The sequence below is a fragment of the Deltaproteobacteria bacterium CG11_big_fil_rev_8_21_14_0_20_42_23 genome, assembly GCA_002796345.1.
Classification (GTDB): domain Bacteria; phylum UBA10199; class UBA10199; order 2-02-FULL-44-16; family 2-02-FULL-44-16; genus 1-14-0-20-42-23.
This window is the reverse complement of record PCXC01000008.1, coordinates 1-11,226: the sequence shown is the minus strand read 5'-3', so window position 1 is coordinate 11,226 and position 11,226 is coordinate 1. Positions and strand designations below refer to the sequence as shown.

Annotated in this window: 15 protein-coding genes; 9 read left to right on the top strand and 6 right to left on the bottom strand. The window is 43.0% G+C overall.

Annotated features, from left to right (window positions below):
- Positions 1 to 121: 121 nt before the first annotated feature.
- Positions 122 to 1,054 (bottom strand): hypothetical protein, encoded by a 933-nt coding sequence (locus tag COV43_01355; GenBank protein ID PIR26539.1) that lies wholly within the window; start codon positions 1,052 to 1,054, stop codon positions 122 to 124.
- 98 nt (positions 1,055 to 1,152) lie between these two features.
- On the opposite strand from COV43_01355, the gene COV43_01350 reads away from it, so the two are divergent.
- The 6 genes from COV43_01350 to COV43_01325 all read left to right on the top strand — a co-directional run bounded on the left by COV43_01350 (position 1,153) and on the right by COV43_01325 (position 5,387).
- Complete coding sequence (locus COV43_01350; protein ID PIR26538.1) at positions 1,153 to 1,731, top strand: hypothetical protein; 579 nt, start codon at positions 1,153 to 1,155, stop codon at positions 1,729 to 1,731.
- A 3-nt stretch (positions 1,732 to 1,734) separates the two neighbouring features.
- Positions 1,735 to 2,094 (top strand): NADPH-dependent 7-cyano-7-deazaguanine reductase QueF, encoded by a 360-nt coding sequence (locus COV43_01345; GenBank protein ID PIR26537.1) that lies wholly within the window; start codon positions 1,735 to 1,737, stop codon positions 2,092 to 2,094.
- 129 nt (positions 2,095 to 2,223) lie between these two features.
- Positions 2,224 to 3,018 carry a hypothetical protein gene (locus tag COV43_01340; GenBank protein PIR26536.1) on the top strand — a complete coding sequence of 265 codons (795 nt, stop codon included), beginning with the start codon at positions 2,224 to 2,226 and terminating at the stop codon, positions 3,016 to 3,018.
- Between the two features lie 137 nt (positions 3,019 to 3,155).
- The gene (locus tag COV43_01335; protein ID PIR26535.1) at positions 3,156 to 4,319 is read left to right on the top strand and encodes a hypothetical protein; all 1,164 of its coding nucleotides are present in this window, start codon (positions 3,156 to 3,158) and stop codon (positions 4,317 to 4,319) included.
- A 17-nt stretch (positions 4,320 to 4,336) separates the two neighbouring features.
- On the top strand, positions 4,337 to 4,783 hold the full coding sequence (locus tag COV43_01330) for a thiol-disulfide oxidoreductase (protein PIR26534.1): 447 nt from the start codon (positions 4,337 to 4,339) through the stop codon (positions 4,781 to 4,783).
- Between the two features lie 55 nt (positions 4,784 to 4,838).
- Positions 4,839 to 5,387 carry a DoxX family protein gene (locus tag COV43_01325; GenBank protein PIR26533.1) on the top strand — a complete coding sequence of 183 codons (549 nt, stop codon included), beginning with the start codon at positions 4,839 to 4,841 and terminating at the stop codon, positions 5,385 to 5,387.
- 47 nt (positions 5,388 to 5,434) lie between these two features.
- Here COV43_01325 and COV43_01320 read toward each other — a convergent pair whose 3' ends face one another.
- The 5 genes from COV43_01320 to nhaA all read right to left on the bottom strand — a co-directional run bounded on the left by COV43_01320 (position 5,435) and on the right by nhaA (position 8,894).
- Entirely contained in the window at positions 5,435 to 5,656 is a 222-nt protein-coding gene (locus tag COV43_01320) for a hypothetical protein (protein PIR26532.1), read from the bottom strand.
- Between the two features lie 199 nt (positions 5,657 to 5,855).
- A complete protein-coding gene (locus tag COV43_01315) occupies positions 5,856 to 6,569 on the bottom strand; it encodes a peptidase E (protein PIR26531.1) in 714 nt (237 codons plus the stop codon).
- A gap of 6 nt (positions 6,570 to 6,575) precedes the next feature.
- Entirely contained in the window at positions 6,576 to 6,947 is a 372-nt protein-coding gene (crcB, locus tag COV43_01310; GenBank protein PIR26541.1) for a fluoride efflux transporter CrcB, read from the bottom strand.
- Positions 6,948 to 6,955: 8 nt separating this feature from the next.
- On the bottom strand, positions 6,956 to 7,663 hold the full coding sequence (locus COV43_01305; GenBank protein ID PIR26530.1) for a hypothetical protein: 708 nt from the start codon (positions 7,661 to 7,663) through the stop codon (positions 6,956 to 6,958).
- Positions 7,656 to 8,894, bottom strand: a complete 1,239-nt coding sequence (gene nhaA, locus COV43_01300) for a Na+/H+ antiporter NhaA (protein ID PIR26540.1) — start codon at positions 8,892 to 8,894, stop codon at positions 7,656 to 7,658. Before nhaA ends, COV43_01305 begins: the two co-directional genes overlap by 8 nt.
- 306 nt (positions 8,895 to 9,200) lie before the next feature.
- Between nhaA and COV43_01295 the strand changes: the two genes are divergently transcribed.
- The 3 genes from COV43_01295 (at position 9,201) to COV43_01285 (ending at position 11,176) form a co-directional block, all read left to right on the top strand.
- The gene (locus COV43_01295) at positions 9,201 to 9,431 is read left to right on the top strand and encodes a hypothetical protein (protein ID PIR26529.1); all 231 of its coding nucleotides are present in this window, start codon (positions 9,201 to 9,203) and stop codon (positions 9,429 to 9,431) included.
- Positions 9,398 to 10,000 (top strand): hypothetical protein, encoded by a 603-nt coding sequence (locus COV43_01290; GenBank protein PIR26528.1) that lies wholly within the window; start codon positions 9,398 to 9,400, stop codon positions 9,998 to 10,000. The genes COV43_01295 and COV43_01290 overlap by 34 nt, the downstream gene beginning before the upstream one ends.
- A gap of 276 nt (positions 10,001 to 10,276) precedes the next feature.
- A complete protein-coding gene (locus COV43_01285; GenBank protein ID PIR26527.1) occupies positions 10,277 to 11,176 on the top strand; it encodes a hypothetical protein in 900 nt (299 codons plus the stop codon).
- Positions 11,177 to 11,226: the final 50 nt, after the last annotated feature.

Genomic DNA, 11,226 nt, shown 5'->3' with positions numbered 1-11,226 from the left:
TGTCTTGGTTATCGAACTCCTGCTGAGGTCTTCTTGAACCAAGTGTTGCACTTCGAATGTGAATCCACATCCCCGCGTTCGCGAGGATGACAACATCAAAGCATTTCACATCGATTCAAGATTATTTCGTCAATTCTTTAAACACCGATTCCAAACTTGCGCTTTCTCGTCTCAGCTCTGAAAGTGGCAATTGGTGCGCAACTGCGGCCGAGAAGATTTCTTCGGAATGATCTGCACCATTTGCGCTGGAAAGGAGAAAACGATTTTTTTCGCCATCTTCTTGCAGCCATTTTTCAAAATGAAGATGAGCATGATTTTGAAACGCCGAAAGAATTTTTTCTTTCTGTGCTCTTGCTTGAACAATATAACTAGAGCCACTTTGGGCGAACTGTGTAGAAAGTTCTGCTAAACTTCCTTCGCCCACAATTTTGCCTTGATGCATAATAAGAGCGTGATCGCACACCGCCTCTACTTCTTGCATGATGTGGGTTGAAAGAATAACAGTGCGATCTTTTCCCAACTCTGAAATGAGTTCGCGAATTTCGCCAATTTGATTTGGATCGAGACCAGAAGTGGGTTCGTCTAAAATAAGCAAATCTGGTTTGTGAATAAGCGCCTGCGCAATACCAACTCGCTGACGATAGCCTTTTGAAAGCTCAGCAATTGTTTTTCCCACCACCGTCTTAAGCCCGCATACGGTAAGCATTTCCAGCACGCTGGCATTTAGATTTTTTTCAAGCCCACGCAAAGTTCCGATGTAGCGAAGATAGTCCACTACTTCCATATCGAGATAAACGGGTGCACTCTCGGGAAGATATCCAACCAGTTTTCGAGTTTCGATTGAATGTGCAGAAACTTTTTTACCCTGAATAAAAACACTGCCGGCATCAGCTTCGAGAAAACCAACAATCATTCTCATCGTTGTACTTTTTCCGGCACCGTTTGGCCCCAACAAACCAAGCACTTCGCCTTTTTTGAGTTGGAAGGAAATGTCATCAACGGCTTTTGTTTCGTTGTAAGATTTGGAAAGATGTTCAACGGAGAGCATAATCATGAGGCGGCATTGTAGATTTTTTCAATGGCCTGTCAAGTAATGCTAAGCACATCTTATACCTTGCACCTTCTTTCGTTCTTTGTTAGCACTCCGCCGCTATGATTATTGGACTCACGGGAAAAAATGGAGCTGGCAAAGGTGCTGTAGCAGAGATTTTGCAGTCACTCGGCTTTGAATATCATTCGCTCAGCGACACGCTGCGCACAGAAATTAAAAACCGTGGGCTTGAAATTTCACGCGACAACCTTACTCGCATTGGTACTGAACTTCGCACGCAACACGGCCCCGGAGTATTAGCTCTCAAAATGCTAGAGCAACTTCCTCTCAACAAAAACACTATCGTTGATTCTGTTCGTAATCCATTTGAAGTAGAAGCTCTGCGCCGGCGAAAAGATTTTGTCCTCTTAAGCATAGAAGCCGAAAGCAGCATCCGCTTCGAACGCATCAAAATGCGGGCGAGAGAGAGTGACCCCGTCACCTATGAAGCTTTCGTGCAACAAGATGCCAAAGAGGCGCAAAGTAAAGATCCCAACGCGCAACAACTGAACAAAACACATAAAATGGCAGATGCCAGTATTAAAAATGAAGGTGATGTTGACGAACTGAAGCACAAGGTGAAAGAAATTCTTCAAACCCTGCAAGCTCAGCTGGAAGCCAATACACTTTCCGAAGGATAAACCATGAGTACAATTCCAAGTAAGCAGCTTGAAACATTTGAAAATCCAAAACCAGATCGCAATTATATCATCGAGTGCATCTGCCCAGAATTCACCTGCCTCTGTCCAAAGACCGGTCAGCCTGACTTTGCGACCATTACCCTTCGTTATATTCCCAACAAAACCTGCGTAGAACTCAAGTCGCTGAAACTCTATTTATGGAGCTACCGCGATGAAGGCGCTTTCCACGAAGCCGTCACCAACCGCATTTTGGACGACTTGGTTGAAGCTACAAACCCTTGCTGGATGGAGCTCACCGCAGCCTTTTGGGTGCGCGGCGGCATCACCACCAATGTGGTGGCCACTCACGGCCAAAAGCCTTAAGCAGCATTTTTCTGACACTTCTTTTTTTGCCATCCTCTGGCTTGAGCAGGGGATCCAGTAATTCTGGCAGTTCGCTGTCTTGAAACATTTCTCTTGCGCTCTTGAAATCAAGCTTATAGCAAAATGGACATGGTGATTTCCCGTTTTCGCTCGCTGCCTTTTTTCAAGCCTACTTCCTCCCAGAGCGAAGGGAACGAACGCGCACAAGATGTGGCAAAAAAAAATCCAGCTCAGCCAGAAACTGAGCAGCTTTCATCATTTCAAAATACTCCTCAAGCAAAAGCAAACGATTCATGGTGGAAAAATGTCAAGCACCGCTTTGGCGGAAGTGATGCAAACCTCTCACATCTTTGGTCACAACTTTTACAAGGCGAACCACTAGAGCTTATCATTCCTTACTTTTCCGAGCATGCTCGCACAAAATCTTTTTCGGCACTTCAGTTTTCGCAAAGACCGTTGCCCGAAACAAGCCCGCGCATTTTTTCTGACATAGCAAAGCTTGCGTGCGGAAACAGCAACGCCCTTCTTCCCGCTATCGACAGCATCGATGCCTTGCCTCCAGCTTTTTGCCCCGAAGTTGCAAACTGCCTGGAAAGCCTTGCTGCGTCTCATCCTCGTGAAGCCTTGCACTTGATGGAGCGCCTCTTTGCAAAAGCAAGCACCGAAGATCGTTTGCAGATTTTGGAAAGCATTGTGAACTCCAGCCACTTTGGTGACCGCACCAGTGTAGAGCAAATGTTCGTAGGACTCATGGCCAGATCCACGCCGGATGAACGCCGCGAGGGAATCTATCCACAGCTTCAAGCCATCACCAGCAGGCCTTACCACCCAAATCCAAAAATAGCCTTCAAGCAAGGCTGGCTCAAAACCATGACCCACGGTTGGCTGCAAGAGGCCAGAGATTTGGGCGAAACAATAGGCTAAAAAACAAGCCATTCTGCCTCATTTTTAGGCATCTCACCAGAAAGTGCCAGGCACTTTTTGGTAAAGAAGCAACTTTTTCCCTTCTTGCTTCTCTTTTTCACTTCCACTAAAGCTTCCCAGCAAGAGGAAACTTTGCGATGAAACTTGGTGTAGAACTTTTACTTCAGCATGAACTTGAAAACCTGCGTGGAAAACGGCTTGGCATTTTGGCGCATCAAGCGAGTCTTACGCAAGAGGGTATACACATTGTTGATGCACTTTGCAGCAACAAGAGCTTGAACGTTACTGCACTTTTTGGCCCAGAGCACGGGCTTACTACGCATGCACAAGATATGGAAGCGGTGGAAAACAGCAGCCACAAAGGTATTCCTGTCTACTCGCTTTATGGATCAAGTTTAGATTCTCTTTTTCCCTCAAAGGAAATGCTGAAAAACATCGATGTGCTCATCGTCGATTTGCAAGACGTTGGTTCACGCTACTACACCTATGTCTGGACAGCCGTACTGTGCATGAAGACATGCGCAGAGCATGGCATTGAAGTGATTGTCTGCGACAGGCCAAACCCGCTAGGTGGCATCAACATTGAGGGAGCGGGCATTCGAAAAGGCTACGAATCTTTTGTGGGGCTCTATGATGTTCCGGTTCGTCACGGTCTTACTATTGGGGAAATCTGCCAGTTGGTGAAACAGCGCGAAAAACTCAAGTGCAAACTGCATATTATTAAAATGGAAGGCTGGAGCAGAAATCAACTCTGGCCGCAAACGCAAGTGCCATGGGTAAATCCCTCGCCCAACATGCGCAGCTTCGAAGCTGCATTGCTTTATCCTGGCATGTGTTTACTTGAAGCTACCAATCTTTCCGAGGGCCGCGGAACAGATGCGCCGTTTGAAAAAATTGGTGCGCCGTATCTGAATGCGCAAGAATTGCTGGCGGCATTTTTCGAACTCAATCTTCCAGGCATTACCGGAACATCACTCAAGTTTACACCTTCATTTCAAAAGTGGAAAAATGAAAACTGTTTTGGCATTCAGTGGAACATCACAGACCGCAACACTTTCCAGCCATACCTTTTCGGCGTTGCCTTTGTGTGGCTTACGCATCAGCTGTTTTCAAAGCATGGTTTTGAATGGCGACACGAACCCTACGAATTCGTAAAACACATTCCTGCCATTGATCTTTTAACGGGAAGCGATGAATTTAGAAAACGCATCGGAACAAAAGACCTTGAAGAAATAAAAGCAATTTGCAATCCTGACACAAATTTCAGTGACGAAAAAAACGCTTGCACACTTTACCCTTAAGGGAAAAGATCAACACAATGGAAAGCAAAGCACTTCTTCTTTTTGATGGCTCATGCTCGTTTTGTACACGATTTGCATGGTTTTGCGCTAAACGTGATAAAAAAAACATGTTTCGCTTTGCAAGTTTAAAAAGCAAAGAAGCAAAGGCCACATTGAAAGCTTTTCGCGTTGTTCCAACACCAAAACTTGATACCGCAATGTTGATCCAAGATGGAAAATGCTATTTTCGCTCTGCTGCTGTGTTGCGCACACTGAAAGAACTTAGCTTTCCGTGGAATATGTTTTCTGTTTTTTTAATTTTTCCTCGTATTATGCGCGACCCCGCTTACATGCTTTTTGCTCATTTTCGTCACAAGCTTTTCAGCTGTCAAAAAACGTGTCCCCTTCCTCCAAGTGAAATACGAAAAAAATTTTACTTAGAAGAAGAACAAACTCTTGAAGAAAAATGTGGTCATCAGATTTAAATTTCGTTAAGATGCCCTGCGTCATTTATTAACATTATTTTAACAGGGGGAATATATGGGAATGGGAAGCGATTGTAAGGTCACAAAATGTTACTGTAAGTTGATGTGTTGGCTAGGGTGCTTGAAGCATCCTTTTTTGTTGTTCATCCGCATCGTTTGGGGATGGAGTTTTTTCCAAGCTGGCATGGGAAAATTTGGAAACATTGAACAAGTAACCGGTTTTTTTACAAACCTTGGGCTGCCTTTTCCACAAGCTCAAGTGTACCTTGTTGCAAGTGTTGAAGCTGTTGGTGGCATTTGCTTGCTTTTGGGTTTGGCCTCACGCCTTGTGTCCATCCCACTTGCCATCACAATGCTGGTAGCGCTTTGCGCCGCTCATGGCACAGACGTGCCAAGCCTTTTGGCTGGCGTGGGCCCATTTGCAAAGGCGCTTGCTGAGCAAGGTCCTTTTGCCTACTTATACACAGTCCTTGTTGTCTTGTTCTTCGGCGCAGGTGCGTTCTCATTAGATGCATTAATCTGCAAAATGAAGTGCCGCGATAAATCAAGCTGCTGTAACGAAAAACCCGCAAAAACCGAAAGCTCTAGCTGCTGCAGTCACTAAAGACATTCAAAGCAAAAAGAAAAAGACCGCCTCATCAGCGGTCTTTTTTATTTTTTTCCAGCAATACAAGCTTTGTAAGCCATTTGCATTTCTGCATAGAGCTCCCTGGCACCAGTACCAGTACCTTGCATAGGTTTCTGGCATTCAGCTGATTTTGCTGTCGGTTTTGACGAAGGCTTCCTTACACTTTTAGCCTCTTCCGGATTCATCATATGCTCTTCAACCGAACCACCCATACCCAATGCTAATGCTACGTTCATGACCGCCATAATCCCTCCGATGTTATTTCATCTGTTAGGTGCTACGTAAAAAGTATCGGCTCATTTTGAAAAAAGTTGCTTCCTTTTTCCTTCCACAGCCTTCTTTTTTTTCAAAACAGCACCTAACATGAAAAAAAGTCAATAAAAACGTGAAAAATAAGTCGGTGTTAGAATGTTTCCTAAGAGCTTCATCAGGAAAGGCTTGAACTCACTTCCCCAAATAATGCGTAGCCATGGCTTGTTCCCTTACTTCTGAACCTGCTGTTTTCAGCTGATAAGCCTTGGCGTTGGGTTTGCAGCTGATGGCTTGGTGCAGCTGGGTGCCAATATAATGCAAGGCTGCTCCATCATCACAGGCAATGCCTTTGCTGATTTTTCCTGCTTTGAGCAGTTGGTGGTACGCCGGCCTGCGATTCACTTCGCCGTCATAATGAGGGCAGTTACTGCCACGAAGAAACCCTAGGCACTTGAGCTTGGTGAGCTTGCCCGGAATGGAATCGGTGACCCCTTCTGCAAACCAGCAAATAGCGCCAGCACTTACTCCACACAGCACCACACCTTCGTTCCACGCTTCGCGCAACATTTTATCCACGCCCCATTCGCGCCACAAAGCCAACATGCTTTTGGTGTTTCCGCCACCAACATAGATAATGTCATGATCTAAAAGAAATCCGCGCAAATCTGCGGACGGTGGTTTGAAAAATGAAAGATGGCTGGGCTTGGTATTCAAATGATGAAACACGTCATAAAACTGCAAAATATATTCTGGGCTTTCACCACTTGCTGTGGGAATAAAACACACGCGCGGATTTTTTTTTCGGCATTGCTTCAGCACATAGCGTTCAAGCAATAGATTTGCATCTTGGCTTCCAAAACTTCCGCCACCCATTGCAATGATTTGTTTGTTATCTTCGCGGACCATTTTTCTCTACAGAATTTTTTCCATTAAACACATGCCTAAAAAAATCGCCACCAAAGAAATGGAAACCTGGGAAACCACGTTCCATAAGGCTTTGAAGTGAGCACCTTCTTTCAACAACAAAAAGGTTTCATAACTAAAGGCTGAAAAAGTAGTAAAACTTCCCAACATTCCAATCACAAAAAAACTTCGAAGCAAAAAAGTATCCTGTGTTTGATGCTGAAAAAAAATAATCGCAAGTCCTAAAATAAAACATCCCAAAACATTTACCGACAATGTTCCAACGGGAAAAGAAAGAGAACTAAACAAATGGTGCATCGCCAAAACCAGATAGTGTCTCGACACTGCACCAAGCGCCCCGCCTAAAGAGATGGCAAAAATTTGCTTCATTATTCTCCCAACACTTTCTCGCGAAGACTTGTGGAATGATGATGAATATGAAGCCCCACAAATCTTGCCACAAGAATAACCATATAAAATTGCCCAAGCAAAGCTTCTAATGCTGATAAAGACTGCGTTAGCGGAGTAGCCGGAACAATATCTCCATATCCCACAGTAGTGATAGTCACAAAGCTAAAATAAAAAAGATCGAACGGATAAGGGAAAGGATTGTTCGGGTGAATATAAAAAGGTAAATTGCTAGACTGAACGTAAAAAGAACCGGGATACAAATGCTCCACGCCTACAAAAAGCATTCCCCAAAAAATGCCCAGCATAATATAAACACACATCGAACCATAAATAGTATTCAACGTGACTTCTTTTGTATCTTCCAAAAGTTTATAGAGCATTATTCCTATAGTGAAACCAAGGACCGCCATTTTTGAAAAAAGAGTAAACAGAAAATAATCTATGCGATGACTTGCAAAGACATACCAGTCGAGGCCTAGCGCCACTACTCCCAAAAGAAGAGCAATGGAAAATATTTTTTTGTTGGTGCTGACAGAAATGATGCTTGCCAAAAGAACAAGAGAAAAAGAAATCAGAACAACTGGACCAGCCCACGAAAAAGTGGTGGAAAGAGTAAAAAGCGCATAAAAAAGAAAGAGGCCGATGAGAAGAAAAAAATGTCTGTTGCGAGAAAGAAACTTAATCATGTTGTTTTGTCTTTTCTCTTTTATGAGCCAGCAGCAATAATCCCAAGCCAAAAATAGTGGCTAAAACAGAAGCGCTGAAAATACCAAGTTTTGAAAAATCTTCAAGATGTCCTCGTTCAAATGCCAAACCTCCTACAAACAAGGACATGGTAAATCCAATCCCGCCAAGAAAACCAACCCCCAGCATATGCAACCAACCTGCACCGCGGGGAAGTTCGGCAAGCCCAAGTTTTTTGGTGGCAAAAGAAAAGAGGGTGATTCCCAGAGGCTTTCCTACCAACAAGCCAATGCCAACTCCAAGTGTAATAGGATGAGAAAAAAGTACCGGCAAGCTTTCGCCTTCTTTAAAGGTAATGCCAGCATTTGCAAAAGCAAAAAGAGGAAGAATGAGAAAACTGACCCACGGATGAAGATGATGCATCCAGTAACTCAGAGGCGATTCCACTTTGTCACTTCCTGTTTCAACCAAAAAATGGCGCTTGCTTGGATTGAGTTTTGACGGCGTTAAAAATGCCAAAACAACTCCAGCAATGGTTGCATGCACTCCAGATTTGAGAAAACAGGCCCAAACCAAAATGGCAAAAAGAATTTGAATAGCAATGTTACGAACATTGGCTCTCATCAACAAAAAAATGATGAGAAGCAAACTTGATGCAACCAGCAAATAGAGAGGTGACAAGGTTTTGGTGTAGAAGAGGGCAATAACCAACACCGCACCAATATCGTCGATAATCGCAAAAGTAAGGAGGAAAAGTTTCAAAGAAGATAAAAAACGTTTTCCAAAAAGAGAGTATACTCCAACGGCAAACGCAATATCAGTTGCCATGGGAATTCCCCAACCCACTTCATAAGGAGGTGCTGAATTAAAACTCACGTAAATCAAGGCGGGAACAATCATTCCTCCCACAGCAGCCACAATGGGAAGAGAAGCTTGCTTCATTTGAGAAAGCTCACCAAATACAATTTCGCGCTTAATCTCTAAGCCCACATAATAGAAAAAAATGACCATGAGGCCATCGTTGATAAAGTGATGAATGCTAGTTGAAGCCGTAAATGCTCCCAAAGTTAAAGCGAGCGGCGTGTGTAAAAAGTGGTAGTAAGCCTCGGACGCTGAAGAGTTTGCTATCAGCAAAGCCACAACTGCACTGAATAAGAGGAAAACACCACCAGCAGCTTCATGGACAAAAAAAGCTCGGGGAGCAGTGGAAAAGGCTTTAAAAAACCGTTTCATAAAAGAAATGGGAGCAATCGAATTGTTATTTTCTGTCATAATGGTAGCGCAGTGTAGGGGAAGACGAAAAAAATGAAAACTAAAAATGCACATTCTAAAATGAGGCTCTTCTATAAGCGTGTGGACAGTGGATTTATTCTGAAATCTACCCTTTCAGAATAATCTCATCATTCCATAATTTGTTGAGAAAAGTTTTCCAGTGTAATAAATGCACGCCTTCTTTTTTCATTTCAACGATGTCCTGGCTTCCGAGTTTTTGATCTTCCTCCTTGCTGAAAAGAAATTTTTTAGGCATAACACTTCCCGATGAAAAAACTCACAAAACAACAAGCAAAAGCCTTTCTCAGCAGATGGCAGGCAGTTGCAAAGATTGAAAAGGTGCAGCTGCAAAAAACTTCCTTTGTGCAGAAATATCAACAACTGCTAACGCTTCTTTCAGTTCCACATTTTTTCTCCCTTTCTTCACGTGAAAAAGAAACTCAACGCACAGATGCTCAGCAAAACTGGAAAAAATTAAGAGCGAGGCTTACTGCGTGAGTGTGAAAAAACTTCAACCTTCGTTTGATACTGTTCTACAAGACCTTATTACATGGTTTGAAAAATCTGAGGTAAAAGCCGTGATTATAGGTGGTATTGCTGTTTCGTTGTTAGGAAAACCGCGGACAACCCAAGATATTGATGCCCTTATTCTACTTGAGCAAGATGAATGGGCAAAGTTTTTTAACCTTGGCAAGCAATTTGGTTTCCAGGCGCGTATTTCAAACGCACTTCAGTTTGCAAAAAAAAATCGTGTGCTTCTTATGCAACATAGTTCTGGAATTGATCTTGATCTTTCTTTTGGTGCCTTACCATTTGAGGAAGAAAGTGTTTCGAGAAGAAAGTTTGTCAAACTCGGAAAATTAAAACTCCCACTGCCAACACCTGAAGACCTTATTATCATGAAAGCGGTTGCACACCGCCCAAAAGATCTCATTGATATTGAAATGATCTTAGCTGCTCACCCAAAACTTGATAAAAAACGAATCAAAAAGTGGGTTCATGAGTTTGCTGAAGTTTTAGAAAATCCTGAAATTGACAAAGATCTCACCCTTCTCTTGAAAAAATGAAAAAAGGCTTTTTTTAAGTAATTCCGATAGGTTAATCGTTCTTTGAGAGCTCAGAACAGGAATTCCACCGCTGTTTTTACGGAAAATCAACAATAGAATTGCTGTTTTTTCACTTAGCGAACGTCTGTAAAAAAAATAACTTCAAAATACCACTGTAGTTCCAACGTAGCAATGTCCTCCCTTAAATACCACGCAACCTTTTCTCTGCTTCTGCGAGAAGGGGATAGAGAAAAGCAACTTTAAGTATTGTAAAGTGGAGAAAAGAGAGAACAAAACATGGTGATATCACCATCAGCTACAAATTCAGCAAACTTATTCGCCCATCGCCTTCTGGCTGTGGGCATCCAGCCAGTGATTAATTCAGATCATGCAGCAAAGGTGGTGAACATCTGTCAATTTTCCTTGAACCGCCTTATGTCCAAAATGGAAGCTGAAAAAAATCTACATGGCTTAACTCTCTTCCATCAAGATGTTACAAGGGGAACTGACGCCCAATGTCCGCTCGCTGTTGAGGCATCATGGGCCCAATATTTTCTAACGCTAAATAATCCTGTCACACCACTTGCCGTTACACGTGCTGTGCGTGAACAATATGTTACAAGTTTAGTGAAGTATTTAGAAGAAGCCGATCTTCCCTTAGAGCTAGGTCCAGATCACAGATGGACTGATGATGCTGCACGACTTCGTTTTAATCATATGATCGCTACTGGTAACAAGGATTTTTCAAGCATAGATTTTGAAGATATTTCAGCAAGAGCTTTAAGCGCTGCTCTTAGAAATAATCCAGATCTCTTCAACTCTGCAAACTTAAGTAATGCAAATTTGAATCGAGCCTATCTAGGCAGACAAGATCTGAGGAATGCAAATCTAACTGGCGCGAATCTGGCCTATGCATATTTGGGTGAGGCAGATCTAAGTGGTGCTAATATGGCTGGAGCACAGTTAGCTTATGCAATAATAGTTGATGCAGATTTGATTAATGCAGTTCTAACTGGTGCGGATGATCTATCTGGTGTAGAATTGACTAACACAAACCTAAGTGGTGCTAATTTTACTGGTGCGAATCTAGACAATGTTAATTTTACGGGCACCTACACAGAATACGCTACTGGCTTACCCCGTAGAGCAGGCCCTGTAAAATCCTACCTTGCCAGAATTCTACAACTTTTCCAGTAATACAACGATATTTAGGGCGTGTTAACACTAATTGACAAAGAAGAGATAAA

Coding starts and splice junctions, on each gene's coding strand:
- COV43_01345 (PIR26537.1), top strand. CDS start 1,735: ATGAGTACAATTCCAAGTAAGCAGCTTGAAACATTTGAAAATCCAAAA.
- COV43_01305 (PIR26530.1), bottom strand. CDS start 7,663: ATGATTAAGTTTCTTTCTCGCAACAGACATTTTTTTCTTCTCATCGGC.
- COV43_01315 (PIR26531.1), bottom strand. CDS start 6,569: ATGGTCCGCGAAGATAACAAACAAATCATTGCAATGGGTGGCGGAAGT.
- COV43_01330 (PIR26534.1), top strand. CDS start 4,337: ATGGAAAGCAAAGCACTTCTTCTTTTTGATGGCTCATGCTCGTTTTGT.
- COV43_01340 (PIR26536.1), top strand. CDS start 2,224: ATGGTGATTTCCCGTTTTCGCTCGCTGCCTTTTTTCAAGCCTACTTCC.
- COV43_01355 (PIR26539.1), bottom strand. CDS start 1,054: ATGATTATGCTCTCCGTTGAACATCTTTCCAAATCTTACAACGAAACA.
- COV43_01320 (PIR26532.1), bottom strand. CDS start 5,656: ATGGCGGTCATGAACGTAGCATTAGCATTGGGTATGGGTGGTTCGGTT.
- COV43_01285 (PIR26527.1), top strand. CDS start 10,277: ATGGTGATATCACCATCAGCTACAAATTCAGCAAACTTATTCGCCCAT.
- COV43_01350 (PIR26538.1), top strand. CDS start 1,153: ATGATTATTGGACTCACGGGAAAAAATGGAGCTGGCAAAGGTGCTGTA.
- COV43_01295 (PIR26529.1), top strand. CDS start 9,201: ATGAAAAAACTCACAAAACAACAAGCAAAAGCCTTTCTCAGCAGATGG.
- nhaA (PIR26540.1), bottom strand. CDS start 8,894: ATGAAACGGTTTTTTAAAGCCTTTTCCACTGCTCCCCGAGCTTTTTTT.
- COV43_01335 (PIR26535.1), top strand. CDS start 3,156: ATGAAACTTGGTGTAGAACTTTTACTTCAGCATGAACTTGAAAACCTG.
- COV43_01325 (PIR26533.1), top strand. CDS start 4,839: ATGGGAATGGGAAGCGATTGTAAGGTCACAAAATGTTACTGTAAGTTG.